General features: G+C 70.2%; 15 protein-coding genes. 4 read left to right on the top strand and 11 right to left on the bottom strand.

The genetic code is table 11. From position 1 onward, the window contains the following. Nucleotides 1-155: 155 nt before the first annotated feature. The 4 genes from WMF27_RS04285 to WMF27_RS04270 all read right to left on the bottom strand — a co-directional run bounded on the left by WMF27_RS04285 (nucleotide 156) and on the right by WMF27_RS04270 (nucleotide 5,171). On the bottom strand, nucleotides 156-533 hold the full coding sequence (locus WMF27_RS04285; protein ID WP_437761524.1) for a response regulator: 378 nt from the start codon (nucleotides 531-533) through the stop codon (nucleotides 156-158). Nucleotides 534-569: 36 nt separating this feature from the next. Beyond that, on the bottom strand, nucleotides 570-1,106 hold the full coding sequence (locus tag WMF27_RS04280; protein WP_437943846.1) for a chemotaxis protein CheX: 537 nt from the start codon (nucleotides 1,104-1,106) through the stop codon (nucleotides 570-572). A gap of 48 nt (nucleotides 1,107-1,154) precedes the next feature. Further along, complete coding sequence (locus tag WMF27_RS04275) at nucleotides 1,155-3,941, bottom strand: nitrate- and nitrite sensing domain-containing protein (protein ID WP_437943845.1); 2,787 nt, start codon at nucleotides 3,939-3,941, stop codon at nucleotides 1,155-1,157. A gap of 720 nt (nucleotides 3,942-4,661) precedes the next feature. Beyond that, the gene (locus WMF27_RS04270; protein ID WP_437761527.1) at nucleotides 4,662-5,171 is read right to left on the bottom strand and encodes a chemotaxis protein CheX; all 510 of its coding nucleotides are present in this window, start codon (nucleotides 5,169-5,171) and stop codon (nucleotides 4,662-4,664) included. Between the two features lie 478 nt (nucleotides 5,172-5,649). Between WMF27_RS04270 and WMF27_RS04265 the strand changes: the two genes are divergently transcribed. Beyond that, the gene (locus tag WMF27_RS04265) at nucleotides 5,650-7,821 is read left to right on the top strand and encodes an alkaline phosphatase D family protein (RefSeq protein ID WP_437761528.1); all 2,172 of its coding nucleotides are present in this window, start codon (nucleotides 5,650-5,652) and stop codon (nucleotides 7,819-7,821) included. Between the two features lie 25 nt (nucleotides 7,822-7,846). Here WMF27_RS04265 and WMF27_RS04260 read toward each other — a convergent pair whose 3' ends face one another. The 3 genes from WMF27_RS04260 to WMF27_RS04250 form a co-directional block, all read right to left on the bottom strand. After that, nucleotides 7,847-9,238: a multicopper oxidase family protein gene (locus tag WMF27_RS04260; RefSeq protein WP_437761529.1), complete on the bottom strand. Its 1,392-nt coding sequence runs from the start codon at nucleotides 9,236-9,238 to the stop codon at nucleotides 7,847-7,849. Nucleotides 9,239-9,429: 191 nt separating this feature from the next. Beyond that, on the bottom strand, nucleotides 9,430-10,950 hold the full coding sequence (locus tag WMF27_RS04255) for a right-handed parallel beta-helix repeat-containing protein (RefSeq protein ID WP_437761530.1): 1,521 nt from the start codon (nucleotides 10,948-10,950) through the stop codon (nucleotides 9,430-9,432). Nucleotides 10,951-11,093: 143 nt separating this feature from the next. Then, entirely contained in the window at nucleotides 11,094-12,737 is a 1,644-nt protein-coding gene (locus WMF27_RS04250; protein WP_437761531.1) for a GMC oxidoreductase, read from the bottom strand. Between the two features lie 57 nt (nucleotides 12,738-12,794). Between WMF27_RS04250 and WMF27_RS04245 the strand changes: the two genes are divergently transcribed. Then, on the top strand, nucleotides 12,795-12,986 hold the full coding sequence (locus WMF27_RS04245; protein ID WP_437943844.1) for a hypothetical protein: 192 nt from the start codon (nucleotides 12,795-12,797) through the stop codon (nucleotides 12,984-12,986). A 59-nt stretch (nucleotides 12,987-13,045) separates the two neighbouring features. Here the strand turns inward: WMF27_RS04245 and WMF27_RS04240 are convergent, their stop codons facing one another. The 4 genes from WMF27_RS04240 to trmB all read right to left on the bottom strand — a co-directional run bounded on the left by WMF27_RS04240 (nucleotide 13,046) and on the right by trmB (nucleotide 19,370). Then, complete coding sequence (locus tag WMF27_RS04240; RefSeq protein WP_437761533.1) at nucleotides 13,046-16,036, bottom strand: DNRLRE domain-containing protein; 2,991 nt, start codon at nucleotides 16,034-16,036, stop codon at nucleotides 13,046-13,048. 1,070 nt (nucleotides 16,037-17,106) lie between these two features. Continuing rightward, entirely contained in the window at nucleotides 17,107-17,910 is an 804-nt protein-coding gene (locus WMF27_RS04235; protein WP_437943843.1) for an MXAN_6577-like cysteine-rich protein, read from the bottom strand. A gap of 485 nt (nucleotides 17,911-18,395) precedes the next feature. Then, nucleotides 18,396-18,653 carry a hypothetical protein gene (locus tag WMF27_RS04230; RefSeq protein WP_437943842.1) on the bottom strand — a complete coding sequence of 86 codons (258 nt, stop codon included), beginning with the start codon at nucleotides 18,651-18,653 and terminating at the stop codon, nucleotides 18,396-18,398. 36 nt (nucleotides 18,654-18,689) lie between these two features. Beyond that, on the bottom strand, nucleotides 18,690-19,370 hold the full coding sequence (trmB, locus tag WMF27_RS04225) for a tRNA (guanine(46)-N(7))-methyltransferase TrmB (RefSeq protein ID WP_437943841.1): 681 nt from the start codon (nucleotides 19,368-19,370) through the stop codon (nucleotides 18,690-18,692). 111 nt (nucleotides 19,371-19,481) lie between these two features. Between trmB and WMF27_RS04220 the strand changes: the two genes are divergently transcribed. Together WMF27_RS04220 and WMF27_RS04215 are read left to right on the top strand one after the other, a co-directional pair. Then, complete coding sequence (locus WMF27_RS04220) at nucleotides 19,482-21,695, top strand: hypothetical protein (RefSeq protein WP_437943840.1); 2,214 nt, start codon at nucleotides 19,482-19,484, stop codon at nucleotides 21,693-21,695. A 390-nt stretch (nucleotides 21,696-22,085) separates the two neighbouring features. Beyond that, nucleotides 22,086-24,425 (top strand): TonB-dependent receptor, encoded by a 2,340-nt coding sequence (locus tag WMF27_RS04215; RefSeq protein WP_437943839.1) that lies wholly within the window; start codon nucleotides 22,086-22,088, stop codon nucleotides 24,423-24,425. Nucleotides 24,426-24,607 lie beyond the last annotated feature (182 nt).

Below are 24,607 nucleotides of genomic sequence, written 5' to 3'. Positions count from 1 at the left end.
GCGCTGCCCCGCAACCACCGAGCGCCGTCCAGCGCCGCAGGATAGATCCGTGGAGCACCTGCGGCAGCCGCCAATTTTCCGTAGTACCGGGGAGCGACGCCCCTCGGTCGAGCCGATGTCGCGGAGAGATGGCCGCGGCTCGCGCGGCCGCAGCCTCACGGCTCGCCGGCGAGCTTCTTCACCGCCGCGAGCAGCAGATCCGGCTTGAACGGCTTGATGATCCACCCCTTCGCCCCGGCCTTCCGGGCCTTCTCGATGAGCTCCGGCTGCCCCTCGGTGGTGAGCATCAGGATCGGAACGCCCGGCGCGAGCCCCTTGTCCCGCAGGCTCTGGATCATCTCGATGCCGTTCATCACCGGCATGTTCACGTCCGCGATGATCATCGCCAGCCCGTCCTTGTGGGCGGCGACCGCGGCGACCGCATCTCGGCCGTTGTCCGCTTCCAGCGTGCCATAACCCGCCCCCGACAGGAGAATGCCGACCTGCTGGCGGACCGTACTCGAATCCTCGACGAGAAGAATCTTCTTGGCCATGTGACGTATCTCCTCTTGCGTGTACGGCCATCCGGCTCAGAACAGCAGCACTTCCCCCTCGGGCTGCGGATCGGGCATGTTCACTTCCTCGAGCTCCAGCGCGCCGTCGGGCGCGAGCGCGTCGAAGAGCACGACGAGCCGGTCCGGCCCCGCGGCGAACAGGAGCCGCCGGAAGCCCTCGCTCTGCTCCTCCCTCGCGCGCAGGTGCTCGCCGATCGCGGCGCTCGGCGTCGAGAGCACGATGACCAGCCCGAAGTGACGCAGGCGGTTCTTCACCCGCCCGAGGAGCTGGTTGGCGAGCTCGCTCGCCCAGTCGCACACCATGTCTTCGTCGATCTCGCGCTGCTCTCGCAGCGGGTGGCTGCGCGTGATGAGCGCCACGGGGGCGACGACGGTCAGGCTCCCGCGAAGGTGGTCGCCCGTGAAGCCGATGAAGGAGACCACCGCGTTGCCCGGCGTCGCCTCCGACGTCCCGTCGTCCAGCCGCCGGAGCTCGACGCCGTTGTCACGAAACAGGTGGACGCACGACGAAGCGAGCTCCTCATGGATGCGGTCCCAGCTCTCCGAGTTCATTCCCCTCTCCTCGATATCTCGCTCTGCATTGTCGATGTGCTCACCGTGTCACGCGCTCCCCGAGGCCATGCCCGGGCTCGATCCGCCCCGCGAAGGAGGAGGTACCAGCGAGCCCCGCCCGCTCGGAGGCGGCAGCGAGGCAGGGAGCGACACCCCCGCGGCGTCGCTCGGCTCCCGGGGGAACCGGAAGCGGAAGGTCGTCCCCTGGCCGCGCTCGGTGTCGAGCTCTATCCGGCCCGCGAGCCGCCGGCACTCGTGGAGCGCCACGCCGAGACCGACGCCGCGGCCGGAGACGTCCGTGACCTGCTCGGCCGTGCTGAAGCCGGGCGCGAACAGCGCGGCCTCGAGATCTCGGCGCGTCGCGCCCGGCAGCCCGACGGCCACGGCCTTCTCGCGCACACGCTCCCAGTCGATGCCCGCCCCGTCGTCGCCGATCTCGATGACGATCTCGTCCGCCGTCACCCGCGAGACGAGCGTGAGCGTGCCCCTCGACGGCTTGCCCGCCGCCTCGCGCGCCTCCGGCCGCTCGATCCCGTGGTCCATCACGTTGCGCACCACGTGGCCCAGCGCCTGCCACATCCCGGCGAACCGCGACGCGGGCAGCCGGACGCCCCCGGCGTCGATGCGCACCTCGGGCTTCGGCTTGCCGAGCTTCCGGGCCAGCGTCTCGGCCTGGTCCCTCATCCGGCTGAACCGCACCTCGGTCCGCTCGTCGCGGAGGGCCGCGACGGCCCGCTCGATCTCGGCGGGGTCGCGGCGGTGGCGCACCATGGCGAGCAAGGCCTCGACCTCTTCATGGCCGACGTCGGCGCGCGAGGACTGCGCCGTCGACGCGAGCAGGACGCTCACGCGCCCCACGAACGCGAGCCACACGTCCCTCAGCGCGTCGATCTGCTCGTCGGACGGCAGCGCGCGCTCCTCGACGACGAAGCTCTCGATCTCGTGCGCCACCCTCGCCACGCTCGTCACGTCCCAGAGCCCGGCGTTCCCCTTGATCGTGTGCACGAGGCGCATCACCTCGTCCACCTCGCCGCTGGACCGCGCGCTCACCGCGTCGACGAGCTTCGTCGTGTCGTTGACGAAGCCGACGAGGCCGAGCCGGTCCTTCACGGCCCGCTCGAACACCTGGATATACTCGTGCTGCTGCTCGGCCTCGCGCACGGAGGCGATCGTGGACGTGACGTCCGTGATCACCATCAGCGCCCCGTTGAACTGGCCCTCTCCCGACAGGATCGGCTTGAAGCCGAGCGCGAGGTAGCGGCCCTCGCGGCGCAAGGTCTTCGGGAGCTGGTCGAGGACGACCTCGAGCGGGAGGAAGTCGTCGCAGGCCGCCTCCCACCCCATCCTGAGGAACGCGCTGGCCCGCGGATCGTGGCCGGCGATGCGATCGGCGAAGTGCTCGTCGCGCGCCGGTACGCCGAAGAGGCGCTCGAAGGCGGCGGAGTGCACGGGCTCCATCGTGCCGTCCCGGTGGAGGGTCACGAGGGCCTGATCGACGTTGTCGAGGACGAGGCGCATCTCCCGGTTGCGCTTCTCGAGCTCCGAGGTCCGCTCCGCGACCGTGGCCTCGAGGTTCTGCCGGTGGCCCTCGAGGACCTCGTCGCGCGCCTGGATGCCCGCCAGCATCTCGTTGAAGGCGTCCGTGAGCGCCCCGAACTCGTCGTCGGCGGTCTTGCGGGCGCGCGTCGTGTAGTCGCGCGTCCGCCGGACGTGGGCCGCGGCCTCGCCGAGGACCTCGAGCGATCGGGAGATCCCCCGCACGAGGACCAGCGCCAGCGCGGCCGACACGAGGAGCACGAACGCCGAGACCGCGACGCCGTCGCGCACCGTCCTCCGCGTGTCCGCCACCCTGGCCGCCGCGGCGCGCCTCATCCCGGAGATCGCCTCCTCCTCGATCGCGGCGAGCCCGTCGACGCGCCCCTGCTGCGCCTCGAACCACGCGTCGTGATCGATCGCCAGCGCCTCGTCGGTCGACGCGATCGCGGCGGCGCGCAGCTCGTCGGCGCGCCGCACGCGCGGGTCGGAGCGGGCGGCGTCGTAGAGCGCCCGCGCCGGCTCCGACGCGTTGGCGATGAACTCCTCGTGGTAGAGCTGCTCCTCCGTCATCAGCGTCACGAGCGTCTTGAAGGCGCCCGGCTCGAACTGCGTGGACGCGAAGGCGTGCGCGAGCAGCGCGTGCTGGCGGCTGGCGCGCTCGGCGAACTCGTGGACGGCGACGATCGACTGGATGCCGCGCAGGAGCTCGCCTTCGTCGCTCAGCTCGGCGAGGCCGGCGTTGGCCCGGATGAGGCTCACGTTGATGCCGCCGAAGACCCTCAGCACGCTGTCGAGCGACACCGTCTTCGCGTCGGCCTGGCCCCGGAACGCGCCGAGCTCGCCGACCTTGGCGCGCCCCTCCGCCAGATCGCGGGCGAGCCGGCGCGGCAGCCCGGAGAGGTCGCGCGCGGCCAGGAACGCGTCGAGCTGGGCGAGGCTCTCGTCGGTCGCCGCCCGCGCGTCCCGGAGCTGGCCGCCGGCGCGCAGGAGCTCCGCCGCGCGATTGAGCGGCGGCGCGGCGTGCGGCTCGCCCTCGACGTCGGTCGCCTCCGGCGGACGGGCCTCCAGCCCCTCGACCAGCGCGGTCCACGCCCGCTCCTTCTGGAGGGCGTGCAGCGGCTGCGCCATGATCGAGGAGAGCTGCGCGAGGTCCTCGATCGAGCCTATCCCCGCCGCCCTCGCCGCCTGCTGCCGCGCGTCGCCGACGATCATCGCCGCCAGCAGCAGGGCCCCCGCGACGGGGACGCCGGCGAGCGACCACAGCTTCAGTCGAATCGAAGCGCTACGCAATGTCGGCATGCCCCCGTCCCCCCGGCGTGGCCCGCGCGGCGCGGCGCCCGCGCGCGTCTCGTGTGCTTCGTGACGAGGGCTCTCGCGCGAACGCCTGTCTCCCCGCGCGGCGCACTCAGCGCGAGCACCGGGCGAGCTGAGCCCCGCGCGCGGCGCGGATGATGCTGATGAGGCTGATGATGCCGATGATGCAAACGACAATCAACACGCGCCCACGTGGAGTCATCATCGACGTTCGCCCGCACACCATGTACGCTCCCCTGATCCACGTTCTTTTCTGTTGAGATGTCTGACCTGGCCGTGGTGCACCGGAGCGTCACGGAGCGCGTCGAGTTCCTCGACGCCCTCGTCGCTGTGTATGCTACGCGTGAAGGTCGCGAGTCCGCAAGAGCGCGTGCGACGTCGGCCGGAGCCGCAACGAAGGCTCCGCGAGCGGGAAGAAATCAATGATGATGGGCCGGAGTTCACTGCGGCGAGCGCGGACAGGTCGCCTCGCGCGCGCTTCGAGCGCGGCCATCGGAGCCGTGCTCTTCACGGCATCTCTCGCGCACGCGCAGAGCCCTGGCGCCGGCGTCGCCCCGGCGCCCGCCGCGACCGGGGCGCCCGCCGCCGCGCCTGCCGCGACCGGAGCAGCCGCCGCGCCTGCCGCGACCGGCGCGGCCGCGGAGACACGTGAACCCCACCGCAGCAGAGCTTGACCGCGCGGCGCGGGCGCCGCGCAAGAGCGGCTCAGAACAGGATCACCTTGCCATCGAGCGGAAGCGGGGACGAGTTCGAGAACACCAGCGAGCTCTCGTCGAAGTCGCCGCCCAGCGTGACGACCACCTCGCCCTTCAACGTCCGGAAAGCATAGAAGAACTGCTGTTTGCTGCCCCGGTACCGCCGCGCCACGTCGCTCGCGCGGCGCAGCTGCGGCAGCTCGGCGTGAAGCGCTATCTGGAACCGCGCGAGGCGGCTCTTCACCTTTCCCATGAGCTGATTGACGACCTCGCGCATCCAGTCGTCGACGCTGTCGAGCGCGGGCGGCAGCCCCGTCATCGCGCGAAACACGCCAGGGTGCGCCGACAAGGCCAGCAGGCCGGAGAAGCCGGGCGCAGAGAACTCGACCGTGCTCGCCGGGTCGCCGTGAACGAGCGCCTCGTCGCGGCTCTCCCCGATGTCCGCAGGCGCTATGGCGACGCCGTAAAAGTGGAAGAGCTCCACGGTCGCGCCCTGAACGAGGACGTCGATGGTCCGCACCTTGCGCGATGAAGCAGACCTTGGAGCAGGCGACGGCTCGCTGGACGGGCCGGAGCGCTCAGGCCCGGAGGATGGCTGCCCGAACCGGGGCGGGGGGAGCGAGTCGCGACGCTCGGCGCCGGGGCGGTCAGGGATGCTGTGCCCCGACCTCATGTCGGACTCACCCTCCGGTGTCGTGCTCCGCCGTCGCATGACAAACGCTCAACTTAGCTCATCTGCCCCTCGAGGACCAATGCGGTCCTCGGACAGGACGCACGAGCACGCAACGGCTTGTCTATCACGCTTGATCACGCTTGACCACGCTTAGCCACACTGGACCACGCACCTCAACGCTCGGAAACGTGTGGGCACACACACTTGTCCGGATCACCGGACGCCGTGCCTTGCGCTTTACAGGCGTGGCCGGCAGCGCGCGAAGCGCGCGGGGTCCACGAGGAGATTGACATCAGCGAAAGTTCCAGGATTCCCTGATCGCCCGATGCTGAAGCGCAGAGATTTCCTTCGAGCCACGCTCGTCACCGCCGGCGCGCTGGTCGTCCCGGCCTGCGGCGATGACCCCGAACCGATCAACCCGCTCGACGACGAGCGCGAGCTCGCGGACGGCTCCGAGTACTTCCCCCAGTCGGTCGCCTCCGGCGATCCGCGCCCCGGCAGCGTCGTCCTCTGGACCCGCGTGCAGGACGGCGCAGCGGATCTCGATCTCGAGGTCGAGGTCGCGACCGACGCCGGGTTCGCGCGGCGGGTGGCGCTCGACGCCGGACAGGCGAAGGTGAAGGCGCTCGCGAGGCACGATCACTGCGTGAAGGTGAAGGTCCGCGGCCTCGCGGCGGGCACGGTCTACTACTACCGCTTCATCTACGTGAAGGGCGACACGAGCTACGCGTCTCGCGTGGGGCGCACCAAGACCGCCCCGGCCGAGGAGGCGGACGTCAAGGTCCGCTTCGCCTACGTGTCGTGCCAGGATTACGTGGGGCGTTACTACAACACCCACCTGGCGCTCGCCCAGGAGGAGCTCGATTTCTTCGTCCACCTCGGCGATTACATCTACGAGACGGACGGCGATCCGAGCTTCCAGAGCGCGACCGGGCGCCGCGTCGTCTTCACCGACGTGGCCGGCAGCATCTCCCTCGGTGACGGCGACGGCGCCTACCACGCGGCGAGATCGCTCGATAACTACCGGGAGCTCTACAGGACATACCGCTCCGACGCGAACCTCCAGAAGGTCCACGAGAGCTTCCCGATGATCGCCACGTGGGACGACCACGAGTTCTCGAACGACTGCTTCGGCGCCACGGCCACCTACTTCGACGGCCGGCAGGACGAGACGGACGCGGACCGGCGCAAGGCCGCGAACCAGGCCTGGTTCGAGTACCAGCCCGTCGATTACGGCGACGACGTCGAGCTCGACCCGGACGCCTCGCTCCCGGACGAATTCCACATCTACCGCGACTTCGTGTTCGGCCGGCACGTCCACCTGGTGATGACCGATCTGCGCAGCTACCGGCCGGATCACCTCATCCCCGAGGACGCTTTCCCCGGCAGGGTCGCGCTCGATCAGCCGAAGCTCGTGGCCGAGCTCGGGGAGGTCCCCGCGGCCGCCCTGCCCTACGTGGACGTGGAGACCTACGGCGGCGGCATCTATGCGCCGGTCCTCCTCGGGGCCGCGGAGGCCGCGGGCTACGACCCCGCCGAGGTGACGGGGAAGATCAGCGTCGCCTTCATCAACGAGATCGTCGCCGCCGCCAACGAGGGCCTGCCGGCGGACATGCAGATCCCCCTCATCGACGCCGCGGAAGAGGGCCTGGAGCGGGGCATCGCCTACGTGGATTTCGGCAAGATCAACGCGTACGGCATGATCGGCACCCGCTACTTCATCGCCAAGGACCCCTTCGATATCTACGCTGCCATCCGCTACAAGGAGACGCAGGGCGCGAGCGAGGACGTGATGGGCGCCGAGCAAGAGGCCTGGTTCCTCGACACGATGGAAGGCTCGAAGGCGACCTGGAAGGTCTGGGGCAACGAGTACTGCCTCGTCCAGATCGCCGTCGATCTCAGCCCCTATTCCCTCCCCGCCCAGTTCAAGCGCAGCTTCTACACGACCACCGACGCCTGGGACGGCTTCCGCAACAAGCGGGACGAGCTGCTCGGGAGGCTCGTCGGGCTGGGGGGCGTCGTGGCGATCACCGGCGACGTCCACGCCTTCTACGCCGGCACGCCCGGGCCGAGCGGCGATCCCACGAAGAAGATCGTCGAGCTCGTGGGCGGCGCCGTCTCCTCGGCGTCCTTCCGCGAGATCCTGACGGGCCAGGTCTCGAGCGATCCGACGCTGCGCGGGCTCCCGGGCGCCGCGGCGCTCGCCCTCAGCATCGACACGCTGCTCACGTCGCCCGAGACGAAGATCAACCCGCACCTCGCCCACGCCAACAGCAGCGCCCACGGCTATGTGGTGGTCGAGGCGAGCGGGCAAGAGCTCGTCGCCGACATGCGGAGCATCAAGGCCTCCGAAGCGCAGACCGACTACTCGGGGAGGATCGGCGAGCTGAAGATCAGCAGCAAGCGCTTCCGCACCCTCCCCGGGGAGAGCGAGCTCTACCTGGACGACGCCGGCGCCTGGAAGCGCTGGGATCCCACGACGCAGGCGTGGGTCTGACGCCCGGCAGCCCTCGATAGACCGCTCACGGCATCAGGTGGAGCATCGCCATCATCCCCAGATCCGCGTGGTCGAGGATGTGGCAGTGGAACATCCACATGCCGGCGCGGTCGTCGAACGGGATGGCGATCCGCACGGCCTTTCCAGGCACGAGGTTGACGGTATCGCGCCATGCGCGCACGGGCGGCTCGGCGCCGTCGATGTCGAGCACCTGAAAGAAGAACCCGTGCAGGTGGAACGGGTGATCGTAGTGGGTGGTGTTCGTCAGCGTCCAGATCTCGACCGTGTTCGTCTTCGCAGAGAGCATGAGAGAGCCGTCCGTCTGGCCGTTGATCCCGAGCACCGCTCCGTCGGCATCGCCCTGCTCCATGAACTCCACCGCCTGTCGTTGCGCGCCCGTGGTGTCGATCGAGGCGATCTCGGCCAGACGCTCGGGAAGCGGCGGTGCGCCGCTCCCCGGAGGCTCGTCGGCCAGCTCGAGACGCATGAGGTCCATGGGATCAACCTCGTTCGGCAGGTGGAATCGATTCGCGTCGAGGAGCGGGATCACCACCGACTCGCCCTCGACGGGCAGCATATAGAGCTCCGCGCGCTCCCCCGGGGCGAGCCTCACCTCGTCCACGGGGAGCGGGCTCTCCGAAAGGCCCGCGTCTCCGCCGATGAGCACGAGCGGCTGGCCCGGCACGGCGAAGCGGAAGTAGCGGCTGCGCGCGGCGTTGACCACCCGCCAGCGCTGCGGAACCCCCTCCCGCGCCGCGACCGTCGGCAGGATCTTCCCGTTGACCAGGACCGTCCCGCCCTCGCGCCCGAAGTAATCGCCGAACCATCCGCTCTCGTCGGCGGGGGTGAGCGAGCCGTCTTCCTCGACGCCGATGTCGCTCATCACGAGCAGCAGCTCGTCGCCGAGCGGCGCCTCCTCCGCGGCCTCCTCGACCACGAACGCGCCGTAGAGGCCCGCGCCGACCTGGGCGCTCGAGCGAAGGTGGGGATGGTACCAGAACGTGCCGGCGTCCGGCACGGTGAAGGAGTACTCGAAGCCCTCGCCCGGCTCGATGGGCTTCTGCACGTGCTGCGTCCCATCCATGGCCGCCGGCACGCGCAGACCATGCCAGTGGACCGTCGTCGCCTCGGGAAGGTGGTTCTCGAGCTTCACCACCACGCGGTCGCCCTTCTTCGCGCGGATCGTCGGACCGGGGAGCATCCCGTTGTAGGTCCAGACCTCGGTCGTGAGCCCTGGGACCACCTCGATCGCGGCCACCCTGGCCTCGAGGTGCACCTCGACCACGTCGGGCGCGGGGTCGTGATCCTCGGCGTCCGGCAGCCGCAGCGCGTCGTCCCAGCCCGTCGGCTGCCGGAGGTCCGGCGGCGGCTCTTCCGCGCCGCACCCCGCGAGCAGGCTCACGAGCGACAGGATCACCGCAACCTCTCCGGCAAAGCGTGCCGAGGACACGCATCCTTTGCGCCTTGCGCGGGGCAAGGCGCATCCGATCCAGCGCATGCGCCGCCCTCCTGCAAGGCGCGATCCTTCACGGGGGAGCCGACCTGGGTTGTGTGGGGTGACCCCGCGGGCCGTGGCGTGAGCCTCGCCGCGGGGCTGCGCGGCGCGGGCTACCGCCCGAACGCGCCGATCGTGAGGGTCGCGCCGTCGTTGCGCGCCCTGGCCTGCTGGTGCGGCGTGTACTGGTGCTCGACCGGCGGGAGGCCGTCGAGCGAGGCGCCAGCGCCGATGAGCGGCGCGCTCGCGGCCGGCATGAAATCGTGGTCTGCCGCGGACGCGAACGCCGGATCGACGCCGAAGATCGAGTCGTCAAGGCCGTCCACCTGCCCGACCACCTTCACCACCTCCCGGACGGGATCGAACGGCAGCCACCCGTTCGTCACCCAGTTCCCGGACAGGGTGAGGGCCCCGGCGGCCACGCCGTCGCGGTCCCCGAGGAAGGTGACCGCGCGGAGCTCCGTCGGCTCCAGGCTGCTGGCGAACACGTTGTTGCGGGCGTCGATCTGCTCGTCGTTGGTCGAGGCCTCGAACATCGCAGAGCGATCGTAGTCGTCGTAGTTGTCGTTCCTGACGAAGACGGTGTTGGAGAAGAAGTGGAGCGTGCCCTTCCTGTAGTACTCGGTCTCCCCGCTGTCCCCGCCGTAGTGGATCATGGACGCGCCGTAGCCGTTGCGCAGGAGCACGTTGCCGTAAATGAACGTCTCGTGGAACGAGGGCAACGCGACCGAGTCGGTCGCCTCCTGCGCGTCGACGAGGTCGATCAGGTGGGCGCCGTCCTCGATCCAGTTGTACCGGATGACGACGCCGGCCGAGCGCTCCTTGATGTTGTTGCCGTGGCCGCCGCGCGTGGGGCCGAAGCGGTTGAACTGGTAGATGACGTTCGAGGCCTCGTTGTAGACGTTGTGCTCGTTGTAATCATCCATGCCGTTGTCGTGGATGTAGTTGGATTCGATGAGCACGTTCGTGGTCAGGATATCGCCGCCGGCCGTGCCGATGAAGAGGCCATTGGCGTTCTCGTGCACCTCGCAGGCGCGGATGGTCACGTGATCGCCGCGCTCCACGAAGACGCCGGCCGCGTTGCCCGCGTAGCCCACCCCTGACCCCGCCTTGTCGGTGAAGCCGTGGGGGGGCGCTGCGTTCTTGATCTCGAGCCCCTCGATCGTGATGTGGGTGGGCCCGAGCTCCCACGGGTCGTCGTGCTTGTGCCCGACGATGATGAGCCCCCGCACCTGGTGGCCGTCGAAGGGGAAATCGAGCTCGGGCCGGGTGGTCGCGTCCTGACCGTCGATCACCGGCAGCTCGCCGTTCGGCCCCGGGACGCCGCAGAGCCGGATGGGTTGCTCGGCCGTCCCCTGGCCCCCGAGCATGATCTTCTCGTGGTACCCCTCGGCACGCCAGAAGACGCGCACCGTGTCGCCGGCGACGAGCGATTCAAGCGGGACGTCGCCGATCGCCTCGAATTCCTTACCAGGACCGACCTGGTAATCCGTGCCGCTTCCGATGTGGCTGCAATCGACGTGAATCGGCGGAATGTTCACGACGGGCGGAGGGAGCGGCGCCGGACCGCCGCCGCCGTACGTCGTTCCGCCAAGCTCGCCGGTGCAACCGGCTGCCAGGAGAAATCCTGTCACGCAGGCTCGAACTCTCACAGAGGCTCCTCCTCAAATCTGCTTTTGCAAGCGATGCTGGATTTTTACAGCAGAGCGCACAAACGCCCCGCAGTGGACCAAGATGACACGTCGGCGCTCGTTGTCATCGGCCCAGAGGCCCTTCGTCATCGCGGATTCCGTGCGTCGGTGGGAGGATGTGTCCCGGCGCTCCCGGACGTTCCGGCGAAGAGGGCGTTATCGCACCTCGGGGGCAGCTTGCTCATCGCCCGCTCCGCCATGGCGGTGATGGTGAGCGACGGGTTCACGCCCAGGTTGGACGGCACCATCGAGCCGTCGACCACGTAGAGGCCCTCGTGGCCGAACACCTGGTTGCGCTCATCGATCACCCCGCGCTCGGGGCTCTCGGCGATCGCGCAGCCGCCGAGGAGATGCGCCGTGGTCGGCACGTTGAGCACCGCCTCGTTGATGGCGTTGCGCGGGGTGCCGTCCATCAGCACGGCCAGCCGCCTGCCGACCTCGTTGGCGACGGGGATGTACGCCGGCGGCTTCGGCTGGTCGGGCGGCCTGTGGGTGGTCATGCCGCCGCGCTTCCAGACGAGCTGCATGTAATTGTCCAGCGTCTGCATCACGAGGAGGATCGTGGAGCGCCTGGCGAATTTGAACGGCAGGAGCCCTGAGAGCAGGTCGATCGGGTGGAGCAGCCGCCGCCCCAGCCAGCGCAGCCAGCGCGGCATGCCCGGCGCGTCGTCGGTGAGCACCGTGCCCAGCGCGCCCATCACGTCCGAGCCGGCGGGGTAACGCACCGGCTCGATGTGCGTGCGCGCGTCGGGGTAGATGCCGCTCGTGATCGCGATGCCGCGGGAGTAATCGACCCGATCGTCGCTGGCCGTCACCCCGAGGATGACCTCGCTGTTGGTGCGCACGTAATGGCCGAGCTGCGGAGAGAGATGGGGTAACCGGCCCTCGGCCCTCGCCTTCAGCAGGAGCTTCACCGTGCCGAGCACGCCGGCGCTGAGCACCACCGCGCGCGCCCGGAGCACGCGGCGGCGCTTCCTGAGCAGCGCGGTCGAGCGCTCCAGGGTGAGCTCGTAGCCGCCGCCCGGGAGCGCGTCGATGGCGGTGACCATCGTCTCGGGCTGGATGGTACAGCCCTTCTTCTCGGCCAGATAAAGGTAGTTGAGGTCGAGCGTGTTCTTGGCGCCGAAGCGGCAGCCCACCATGCATCCGCCGCAGTGGACGCACGTGGTGCGGTCGGGCCCCTCGCCGCTGAAGAACGGGTCCGGCACGCGCTGCCCTTCCTGCTCGCCCTCCCTCGCGAAGAGGACGCCCACGCTGGCGACGTGGAACGTGTCCCCTCGGCCCATCTCGTCGGCGATCTGCCGGAGCTGCCGGTCGGCCGGCCAGAGCTTCGGGTTCGCGGTCACGCCGAGCATGCGCTTCGCGAGCTCGTAGAAGGGCATCAGCTCGTCGCGCCAGCTGGCGCCGGCCGGCCAGCCGGGGCTGGCGAAGGCCTCGGGCGGGGGCACCAGCAAGGTGTTCGCGTAGACCAGCGAGCCGCCGCCCACGCCCGCGCCCGAGAGGATGAGCGTGTCCCTGAGCAGCGTCAGCCGCTGGATGCCGTGACAGAGCAGCCTGGGCGCCCAGAGGAACTTCCGTACATTCCAGTTGGTCTTCGGGAAATCCTCCTTGCGCCAGCGCTTGCCGCACTCGAGCACGGTGACGCTGTAGCCCTTCTCGGTGAGGCGCAGCGCGGAGACGCTGCCGCCGAAGCCCGAACCCACGATGGCGAAGTCGACGTCGAAATCCATGCCACTCGCTTCTCGGGACGGAGTATGGCCCAGCCGGTCTCCGGAGCCCACCCGCGGATGCGGCCCGGCCGAGCGCGGGTGCAGGTCGGCTGCTCGCTGCGCAGCAGCGTCGCGCGCTTGCCCGGTGGACAGGTGTTCGGCAGCACCGGGGAGCGCGATGAGGCCGCGCGCGCCGCCCTGCGCCGCGCCCCCAACCTGCGCGCGCCGGGCGGCAGCGTCCTCGGCGCGGGCGCCGCGGCCGGGGGATAGGCGACTGGCTGCACATCAAGGTGGTGGGATCCGGGAGGACCTGTCTCGACTGCGCGGCGCTACTGGAAGGTCACCGAGAGCGTCGGACGCCTCGCGGCATTGGCCACCTCGCTCGAGCAGATGCGCAGATCCTTGCCGGTCGCGGAGTTGGCGAGCACGAGGCCTTGATTGGCGGCGCTGCTCCGGACCCACCTCTGCACGCTGCCGGCGTCGAGCGCGATCGATCTGCGCTGATAGCCGCTGGCGTCGATGTTCAGGAACTGAAAGGTCGGTCCCTGCACGTCGCCCGAGCCGATGCCCGGCGCGGTCCAGTTGCTGCCCGCGCCCCCGCTGGTGAAGCCCAGCGTCGCGGAGCTGTAGCTCCACGGCGTCTTCATGAAGTTGCCGTTCAGGGTTTGCGGCCCAACCCAGCTCTCGAAGGTCACGTCGAGCCTGGCGGCCGTCACCGTGGCGGTGGTGGGGATCTGCGATACGTCGAAACGGATGAGCGCCTTGGTGGTGTAGCGGCGCGTGTCGGCGAGGAGCACGTCGTTGGTCCTGTAGACCGTGCCGACAGGGTTGCTGGACGAGTAATTCAGGCTGGAGATGCTCAGATCCTGCACGCCGGTGTAGCCATTGACGCCCTGAGTGAAGGTCAGCGTCTGCGCTGTACCGCTGGGCGCCGGCGGCGTCGGCTCTGTGGGGGTCGGCGGCGTCGGCGGCGCCGGCTCGGTAGGCGGCGACGGTGGGGTCGGCGTCGACGTCGGAGGCGTCGAGGAGCCCGCCGTGACAGCGCCGGTGGCGCTGACCTTGAAGCTCAAGGTCTTGCTGGGGCCCGACACCTGCAGCGCGCCGCCCGCGCTCACGCGGATGCGCCATTTTCCGCCGGAGGCGACGGCCGTGACCGCATATCCGGAGCTCGAGGGCGCAACGTCGACCAGCACGTGCTCGGCTGCCGTTTGCGAGACCAGGTACTCCGCGCTCGACACGGCGCCGGTCGCGGCCTGATCGGCCGAGAAGAGCACGACCTGATTCTGCGGCGCCGAGAGCTCGACGCCCACCAGGTTGCCGGCGATGACGTTGCCATCCGCCGACGACAGTCGCGTTTGCTCGCCGGGCGTCGCGCCCGCCGAGACGACGGTCAGCCACTGCTGCGCCGCCGCACGCACCGGAGCGTGCACCTCGAGCCGCGCCATCGAAGCCGGCAGCGTCGTCGTCGTCGTGCTCGCGCTCTTCGGCAGCAGCGCGCGCACGCTTCCGACCAGCGTGGTACCCACCACGACGTCGAAGCGCCTCTGTGTCGCATCGGCGGTGGTCACCTGACGCGGCGCCACGGGAATGTGAAAGCTCATCCACTGGTCCGCGCTGGCCTTCGCCACCGTCGTGCGGTCGAACAGCACGAAGCTGCCTGGACGGAAGAACACCACGTCGCGCGTGAACTGCGAGACCGGCTTGACCGTGGGGCTGCCGTACTGGTCTTCGAGGCCCGTCGCGCGCGCTCGCACGAAGGCGCCGCGGTCCTCGTACCGCTCTACATGGGCCTTCGAATCGACCGGTGAGAGCGAATTTTGTCCGGGGTTGTACCGGTTCGTGGCGTCGTCGACGAAGAACGTATTGTGCAGCCGGCGCTGGCTCGTGCCGTAGCTGTCGTCGTTCACCAGGTTCTCGCAGGCGTTGCCGCAGTTCTGGGGCAGCCAGCCGGTGGCGTTCATCAGCACCGGCTGATCGCCGACCACCACGCTCAGACCGCCGGCGTTGAACATCTGCTCACCGGAGTAGGCGGCGTTGATGTACGCGCCGCCAGACAGCGCCCCCCACACGGCCGTCCTGTCCCAAGACGAGCGCATGCCGACGTGGCCAGGGCCGGCCGCGAAGTGCGACAAGCCGGTCGACTGGTACCCGCTCTTGGCGGCGCCCGTATCGCCATACAAGAACCTGGACCACGGCGCCGAGTCGTCGCCTGCTGCCGCGATCACGTCGGCGGCGAAGCCGCGCGCGACGGCGGCCGAGGTGTCGCCCTGCTGCTCGAGCATGGTCGCCAGACCGAGGAACAGCGCCGCAGAAGGACGCATGTTGATGCCCGCACGAATCGTGCCCTGGTCGTCCATGTGCTTGAGTGAAGGCCACGTGAAGTACCGAGCATAGGTCGCCTCCTCGCGGGCCAGCGGCAGCTCCTTCCACCAGTCGAGGCCGGTCGCCGTCCTGGTCGCCCACAGCGCCTCGACCATGTACAGGACGGCCCTGCCGCCGTAGCCCCAGCCCTCCGGCCAGCCTCCGCCGCCCATCATGCTCGTGAACTTCGGCTTCACGAGCTGTCCCCACATGCGCGTCACGACGTCGTTCCAGTACACGCTGGCCTTGGCGTTCTCGCCCTCGGTCGCCAGCGCCGCCGCGGTCTTGGCCAGGTAGTAGCCGGCGAAGTAGTTACCGATCGGGTCGTTCTTGATCAACCCGCTCTCGTCGTACCAATCGATCCACGCGTTCATCGAAGCGACCAGGCGCGTCTTGGTCGCAGCCGGCAGCGCCGGGTAGAGCCAGTCGTAGCCGAACGCCATACCGACCACGTAGTTTCGGATGCCGTAACCCAGGTCCGTCGACGGCTTCTGCCCCCCGGACGCGACCGGGGTGCTCATGGCCTCCAGCAGGCGAACGCCGGCCTCGCCGTAGCGAGCCTGCGCGGCCGTGTCGGTCGTCACGCGATAGCAGATGCCCAGCGCGCGCACGACCGGCGGATACTCGTCACCTTGATAGCCTTGCCCGACGTTCGGGTAGCTCGGGTAGGTACTGCCGTTCGGCGGGTGCATCGTGCCGGTCGTGTAATCGTCGCAGCGCTTCTTCAACGCCGTCCAAGCGGCGTCGCCAGCCGCGGCGCGCGCCTTCAGGCGCGCGATGACGGAGTCGGTCAAGATGAGCCGCGCGGCGGGGCGCGTTACCAGCATTTCCTCGCTCGCGCCCACGTCTTCCTCGGCCAGTTCAGCCGGCTCGTCCGAATCGGGGACGCCCAGGCAGCCGAGCAGGCCGGAGATCCCGGCCAAGAAGGTCAAGGGAAGGAAGCGGCTGATTCTACGCATTGAGTCTCCTTTGAGGGCACACACGTGCCCCGTCGCAGACTTGCTTCGTCTGCCGGTTACCCGTTCAGCGACTGACTTCGAATCGGGGCCTGGGCGGCCCCTCCGCGGTCACGTCCTTATCGAGCGGCGCTCGACGATCGACATCGCCACGAGCGAGGCGATGCGCTTCCCGGCGGCAAACGACCGCGGGCCAAAGCCTTGAGAAATCGAATGCATGGCTTTTCTCCCCCGGCGTCGTCGAACCGCTGTGGTGGACAGGACCGCGACGGGCGAAGGCACCAGGGGGCAGAAGAGGAGCCTCCCGCTGCATGCCTTCGCGCCGCGAGCCATCGGTGCAGACCATCCAGCACCAGAGGGTGCGGATACCGGCGCTCTCGTGAAACGACTTTATTCCCGGATCGATACGTCCGGTCAAGACGAAACACTTTCGAAGATCAAACGACCGCCCGATTAGGTCGCACACTTCGGCCGTTCTTCACGTCAAGGTCACAAATTTTCGATGAAGAACTTAAGCGCTCAGCCCGCCCGCCGGTGTGAAGTAAGGTATAGAGAAGCGGTCGTTCGCTCGCTTGAATGTATGAATGCAGACGAAATCCACAGAAGTGTTGGCGAACACCAGGCGCGACCAGGTTATCCAGGCCAGCCAACGACCTTTACTTACCTGCCCCCGCGCTGGCTGGCTCGGCGGCGGCTCCCGCGACGCGACGGAGGTCGCGCGCTTCGTCGGCGACACCGCGACTCCGCGCGCAAGAGGCCGCTCGCAGTCCTGATCGAGCGCTGCGCCGGTCAGCTACCCGGGTCGCGGCTGGCCAGCGCCGCTGGAGCGCCGCTCGCCGCCCGCGTCGACTCGCTGCCGAAGCCTTGCCGCTCGCCAGCGCCTGGCGCGCTTCCTCTGCGTCGACCTCGATCTGGTCGAGGAAACCACCGCACGTCTGCAGTTGGCGCGGGGTCGCCTCGACGATCTCGATCACGACGCCGCCCGGTGTGGTGAACCGCTCCCCCCGCAGCCGGGATCCGCCCCGCGAGTTCCAGGCACAGCCCGGATCTGGCGGGATCTCTGACACGCGGAACTAGCGACAGATACCCGTGACGCAGTTCTGTCCGTCGGTGCAGACGGCGCCGCACGCTCCGCAATTGCTCTCATCGTTGCTGAGATTCACGCATCGGTCGCCGCAGTACGCCAGCCCCGCATTGCACGTGCACTCCCCAGCGGTGCAGAACGAGCCGCCGCCGCATGTGTTGCCGCACGCCCCGCAGTTGAACTGATCGAGGTTCGTGTTGACGCAAAGCGAATCACAGTAGGTCTGCCCTGCCAGCGGGCATGTGCAGGCGCCGGCCTGGCAGGTCGAGCCCGCCGTGCACGTGGTGCCGCACGCCCCACAGTTCGTGCTGTCCGTCTGCGTATCCACGCACGAGGCGTCACAGAACGTCTGGGTCGGGGGACACGGAGGTTCGCTGGCCCCACCCTGTCCCCCCGAGCCGTCGAGGCCACCTTGCCCCCCCGCGCCGCCGCTGCCACCCGCCCCGCCGTCACCGCTCCCGCCTTGCCCACCGGCCCCCCCGAGCCCACCCGCGCCGCCGGCGCCACCCGCGCCGCCGGCGCCACCCGCGCCGCCGGCGCCACCCGCGCCTCCATCACCGCTCCCGCCTTGCCCTCCGGCGCCCCCGAGCCCGCCCGTGCCCCCCTGCACGTCTCCACCGCTCCCCCCGTCCCCGCCAGTAGCGCTACCCGTGCTCGTGGTGGTGGAGCCTGACGTGGCGCTCGTCTCCTCCTGGGCGCTCTCGCCGCCGCTACATCCGACCATCGTTACCGAACAGACGGCCACGCCCGCCAGCGAACCCAGGATCCACATGTTCACGCGCGCAAGATGCATGTCGTCCTCCAGATGTAAGAGGTAAGTGGAGTCGTGCCAACATCATGGCTTGCTCTGGGCAGCCTCGACGACTCCCATGGACCCGCTGTCGCTGCAAACGGCGCGTGCGGCTCAGCTTTTTCTCATCAGGGGTCCGAAAAAGCGACAGCCTCTGTTCGGGGAACCACGGAGAGCCCAGGACGGCACCTTCTCTCGCGCCTCGCGCCCCCATGAAAGATGCGCCCCTATTTCAGCAGGGCACACCTGAGCCACAATACCGGGCGAGCGGGCCCGCCGTCGACAAGGAGGCGCTCAACTCCCACTGTTGCGTCACCACGGCGGTGTCGGCCCACGACGAGGGTCGGCGGCGCACATGCGGAGATGGGCTCTGCTCTGCGCGCCGACCAGGCTCCCTCTCCCGATCCGGCAGCACTGTGGCGGCCACCGTGCGTGCCCGGGCGGAGATCTTCAGAGCTCGAGCATCGCCCGCCGAGCAACGGAGGACGCTACTCCTCGTCGTCACTCTCCATCTCGGTGTTCGGCGTCGGCCGCGAGACATCGTCTTCCTGCCGCAGCCCCGAATGCACAATGAAGGGTCCCGCGACCGGCAATAGCCATATCAGCGCGCTTTGCAGGAGCTTCTGGTCGCGCGAGCACAGCTCGCTCCGCCACAGGCGCACGGGGATGAACGCCTGAGCGAGGATCGCCGCGGCGACGGTTGTCCACGTGAGGATCGAACGCACGATGTGCAGCGCAGCCGCCATCCGCCTCACGCGCCTCGTCGAGCGCGTCCAGCGGGCTCAGCCGGCGTCTTGGCCGGGATCCAGCGGCGCGCCGCCGGCCGGGCGCGGCCGCCTCCGGTAGAGCAGCCGGCTCACCGGCAGCCCGTCGGCGATCGCGTGGTGCTCGCGGGGGCTCCTCGCGCCGTAGGGGTTCTCGGCGAGGTGCGGCGAGCCGGGCGCGTCGCCCGCCGGCTCGAAGGCGGGGTGCGCGCCGATCTGCTCGGCGTAGAGCACGCCGCGCTCCTCGACGTCGGTCTGCACGAAGAGCTCGCCGCCGTCCACGAGCAGGCGCGCCAGGCTGTCGAGCAGCGCCGGGCCCATCACGAGGCGCTTCGTGTGGCGCTTCTTCCACCACGGATCCGGGAAGTGCAGGAAGAACCGCGCGATCGACGCGTCGGGGCGGAGCCGCGCGAGCGCCTCGCGCGCGTCGGCGTTGAGCGCCCGCACGCGACCGCCGAGGCCGCCCTTCCTCAGGCGCCCATCGACGATCGCCGCCCACTTCAGGCGGATCTCCAGCCCGAGCAGCCGCGCCTCGGGGCTCGCCGCCGCGCGCTCGAACAGGAAGCCGCCGCGGCCGGGGCCGATCTCGATCTCGACGGGGCCGGCGCCCGGGATCAAGGCGTCGATGGAGACATCGTCGCCGTCTGGGAAGCGAGGCGCGTCGGCGTAGGGGTGGTTCGGGCGCGGCTGGAAGACCATGGAGCCCCGGCGCTCTACCAAATGCCGGCCGCCCCCGCGCGGGAAATCCGCCGGCCACCCGGCGCGGGAAATCGCTGTCCCCGGGCGGCACGGTGGTATGCGTCGGGCCCCATGGCGGCACCTCCGGCCCCCTCCCGGCTGCGCGCCCTCGCCGCGCGCGCCCTCCCCTATGCGCCCGCCCTGGCCGTGAGCGGCGCCCTCGGCGCGCTCTGCGTCAGGGCGATCCTTGCGCAGGCCGGGCGCCCGGCCCTGCCGCTCGACGACGCGTTCATCCACATGCAATACGCCCGGCGGCTCGCCGAGGGCGGCTTCTTCAGCTTCGTCGCCGGCGACGGCTACTCGAGCGGCGCCACCAGCCTGCTCTGGCCCGTGCTGCTCGCCCCCTTCCACGCGCTCGGCCTGCGCGATCTCTCGCTCGTCTATGCGGTCTGGGCGCTCGGGCTCGTGTTCCACGCCGCGCTCGCCGTCGAGACCGCGCGCCTCGCGCGCCCCCTCGCCGGCCCCGCGGCCGCCGCCGGCGCGGGCGCGATGTGCGCCGGGTTCGCGGCGTTCGCGTGGTTCGCCTGGAGCGGGATGGAGACGGTCGCCTTCGCCTGGATCCTCACCCGCACCGCCCGCCTTGCAGCGGCGCTCTGCGAGCCAGCACCGCCAGATCCCGCCTCGGACAGCGCCGCGCCCGCGCAGCCGCCCGGCGCGCCCGCGCAGCCGCCCAACGCCTCGATCGCCCGCTCCCTCGCCGTCTGCGGCTTCGTCGCGCCCCTGCTCCGCCCGGAGGGCGCGCTCGCCTCCCTGCTCGCCGCGATCGCGCTCGCCCTCTCGGCGTCACGCGCCGTGCCTCCAGCGCTCCTCCCGGCGCCGCCCCTCTCCGCTCCATCCCCCTCCCGCAGCGGCGCTCTCTGGCCCTCCGCGCGCTCCGCCGGGCGCCTGCTCGCCCTCGCGCCGCTGCTCGGCCCGCTCGTCGTCCCGGCCTTGAACCTGCTGCTGGCGGGCCACCCGACCTCGTCGACGACGTCCGTCAAGTGGCTGATCGGCAACCCCAACTACGACGGACCGACGCTCAGGGCCGCGCTCCTCGACAACGTCCGGCTGCTCGTGACCGACGTGATCGACGGCGGCCAGTGGACGGCCGTCTTCCTCCCCGAGGGCTCCGCCGCCGTCATCGCCCTCGGCGCCGTCGCGCTCGCCGTGGCGGCGCACCGGAGGGGCCGCCCGGCGCACGCCGCGATCGTGGGCGCCCTCGCGCTCGGCGCGCTGCTGCCCTGCACGTACCTCAGCTTCCTCTGGAACCGCGTGCGGTACGTCTGGCCCTTCGCGCCGGCCTGGATCGTCATGGCCGCCTGCCTCGCGCGCGAGCTCGGCGACGCCGCCCAGCGGCTCCGGCCCTCGCTCCACTACGTGACGCCCCTCCTCGCCGGCGCGTTCGCCGGCGCCCTGGCCGCGCGGCTGCCGTGGGCCATCGGCGACCTCGCCAACTCCGCCCGCGCCATCGATCGGCAGCAGGTCTGGCTCGGCCGCTGGGCCGCGCAGCACCTGCCGGAGGACGCCAGGATCGGCGTCAACGACACGGGCGCGCTCGCCTACTTCAGCGGCCGCAGGACCTTCGACGTCGTGGGACTGACCACCGAGGGCGAGGCGCGCTACTGGGTGGCCGGCGCCGGCTCCAGGTTCGAGCACTACGAGAAGCTGCCCCCGGAGCGCCGGGCGACCCACTTCATCGTCTACCCGCACTGGATGGCGTGCCCGCCGGTGCTGGGCCGCGCGCTGGTCGACGCCACCGTCGAGGACCAGTCCATCCTCGGCGGCACCACGATGATCGCCTACGAGGCGCGCTGGGACCTCCTCGGCTCAGGGGCGCTGCCGGTGCGGTCCGTGCCCGGCGAGCGGATCCTCGACGAGCTCGACGTCTCGGACCTCGAGTCCGAGGCGGCGCACGCCTACGCGCTCGAGCCGCTCGCGGACCAGCGCAACATGGCGATCGCGCTCGCCGCGCCCGAGAGCAGCGCGCCAGGGGAGCTCGACCTCGCGCGCCCGGAGCTCGCGGACGGCGGCCGCTACCACCGGACCGCCGATCGCTTCGTCGCCCACCTCGCGGCGCTCCCCGCCGAGGCGCGCCTCGTGCTCCGGGTGGCCTCGGACGACGGCGCCGAGCTCGCCGCCTCCGTGGCAGGCGAGGAGATCGGCACCGTCGACGTGCCGCGTGGACCGTGGGTGGAGCGGGCGCTGCCCCTCCCCGCCGCGCGCCTCCCGACGCCGACCCCGATCGCGATCACCCTGCGCCGCGGCGCTGGGTTCCACGCCTTCCATTACTGGATCACCGGGCGCTGACGCCGGCCCCCTCACCGGGGAACACCACACCTTCTTACATCGACCTTACATCGACTCCCATCGAGTCGCGCATCGTGGGAGCGACTCCCGCTCCCACGATGCGCTCTCGAGGGCGCGCCGGCGGGCTCGCGGCGCTCCACGTGGAGCGTTCAGGACAGCCGTTGACGCACCCGGGCATTCGTGTAACATCGAGATGTTCGCGCAATACAGCAAGCCAGCGAACAGATCCGTTGCAGACTCGTGGGGGAGACCGGGCAGCGCGCGCCCGCTGGCGCCGCCGCGCACAGCCATGGCCGGCGGTCCAGGCGTGCTCCAGACCTCGGGCCACCGGCACGCCGGCTCGCCCCGAATCCCGTGCGCCCTGCCCGGCGCTCGGACGTGGGGGAATCGATGCGCAAGTCGGCTTTGCTCCTCTGCTCGCTGCTATGCCCTCTCGGGGCGGCGGGCTCCTCCTGGGCGCAGGCCCCGGGGAGCGAGGCGCTGGCCAGCGGCGATGACGGCGGTCAGGGGCAGTTCCTCTCGCTCGATCTCGAGGAGCTGCTCAACGTGAAGGTCTCGTCGACTGGCTTCTTCGAGACCGAGAGCAAGACGTCGACCGGTCAGGCGCGCCTCTATGACGCGCGGACGCTGAAGCTCTACGCCGTCCGCTCGCTCGACGACCTCTTGCAAGCCCACCAGCCCGGCGTCGTGATCGGCGAGCACGAGCGCACCTCGCGCCTCATCGGCGTGCGCGGCGTGCTCATCGACAACAACGCCAAGACGCTCGTCATGGTCGACGGCGTGAACACGAACATGCGCGCCCATTTCGGCGCCATCGGGAGCACGCTGGCCGTGCCCCTCACCGGAGACATCGAGCGGGTCGAGGTGATCCTCGGCCCCGGCGCCATCGTGCACGGCTCCGGCGCGATCAGCGGCTTCGTCAACGTCCTCAGGCCCACGGGGATCACCCGCCCCGGGCTCTGGGGCAAGGCGTCGTATGCCTCCGGCGACACGCGCACCCTGGAGGTCAGCTACGGCGGCCTGCTCAGCGAGAAGCACAACGCCGATTGCTTCCTCTACTTCGGCCACGCCGACAACGAAGGAGAGCTGCCCCAGGCGCCCCGGCCGAACACCGCGGAGCTGTATGGCAAGGGCTACGCAGGCGTCACGACGTCTCCCTTCCTGCGCCACACGCGCGTCAACGCCCTCGGCGAGCCGAGCTACAAGGGCTTCGGCCGCTTCCGCTACGGCTCCGAGCGCAGCCCCGTCAGCGTCGACCTGCGGCTCGACTACGCGCAGACGTCGATGATGGGCAACGCCCCGAACAGGGCCATGACCCGCGAGCAGCTCGCGGGCCAGTGGTCCGACAGCAACACCGGCCATGTGCGGCAGAGGACGTTCGCCGTCACGCCGGAGATCCACGTCCACCTGTCCAAGCAGCACAGGGTCGAGCTGGTCCCGACCTTCTCGGCCTTCGAGACGGCCCTCGTCCCGGCCGACTGGGTCGCAGACGAGATGGCGAAGGCGTCCAATGCGGTCCCGGGCGCGGCGGTCCTGCCGGTCGGGGGCCTCGGCGAGGAGCACCGGGACATCAAGGCGGTCTACAAGACGACGGCGCTGCCGAACAGCCAGATCGCGATCGGCGCGTCGGCGAGCCACAAGCGCTTCAGCGGCCAGAGGTCCCGCTGGGGGCGGCTCTACGGGACCGCCTTCGAGTCTCCGGAGAGCTTCTCGTGGACCGAGCTCGCCGCCTTCGGCGAGAGCACGGTCACCTTCCGCGATCTCACCGTCTCCGCGGGCCTGCGCTTCGATCACACCGGGTTTGGAGAGCTGAACCTCCGCGGGGGCCTCTCGCGCGCGCCCGAGCCGGTGAACAGCCCCTCCTACCGCGTCGCGGCCGCTTACGCGATCAGCGACACGCAGAACGTCAAGCTGTCCTACCAGAAGGGCTTCCGCTTTCCGGACGCCGCCTACTTCAACTGGCTCGAGCAATTCAACGCCGCCTTCGAGGACGAGCCCATCGCGCCGCTGCCCTCGCTCGTTCCGGAGTCCTCCCACCTCGTGGAGCTCGACTATGTCGTGGGCCTGCTCGACGAGCGCCTCGCCCTCGACGTCGCGGTCTTCTATGAGCGCTACAAGAAACCCCTCGGCTGGGTGTCGTGGGATCAGGTGCGGCCCGAGGACTTCGAGCACCACGTGGCCCACAACCCCAGGCACCCGTCCGCGGGCGGCTGGTGGGGCAGCTTCTCGAACAGCACCGCGGACGTCGACGCCCTCGGCGGCGAGATCGGCGCGATCGGCGACCTCGGCGGCGGGTTCGCGGGGGACCTCTGGTACAGCGTGTCGAAGCCGTTCGGCGCCGAGAGCGACCTCAACATCCTGACCAACTGGGACGGCGAGACCTGGGCCAACTACCCCATCCACCTCGTCAAAGGCCACCTGAGCTACAGCGCCAGCCGGTTCACCGCCGGGCTCGCCGCGACCTTCCGGACGGGCATGAACAGCCACGGCTCCAGGGACGCGCCCGCCCACGACACGGACGAGCTGCCGCCCAGAGATCGGCTGGCGGCGCGATCGGCGTTCAACCTCGACGCCGCTGTGTCTTTCTCGCCGATCGAGCGCGTCTGGGTCTCCGTGTTCGGCAAGAACCTCACCTTCAACAAGGTCCCTCCACCGTCCTACGCCTCGCACCGGCTGATCATCACCACCGGTCGCCCCTACGTGGGCGCCTCGGTCGAGGCGTCTTACTGACGCCGCCGGCCTGCGCGGGAAGGCGGCCCGCGCGGGAAGGCGGCTCGCGCGGGAAGGCGGCTCGCGCGGGAAGGCAGCACGCACGGCAGCGACAGCAGAACCGACGTCAGAAATCTCCCGACACCGCGCGGCCCGATACGAATGCACCTCCCCGGCGTCTGCCCTTGTGATAAATCGAGGAC

It is taken from the genome of Sorangium sp. So ce281 (assembly GCF_051527395.1).
In the GTDB taxonomy this organism is placed as follows: Bacteria; Myxococcota_A; Polyangia; order Polyangiales; family Polyangiaceae; genus Sorangium; species Sorangium cellulosum_B.
The sequence above is the reverse complement of the archived record's forward strand: the minus strand, read 5'-3'. Positions and strand labels throughout refer to the sequence as shown.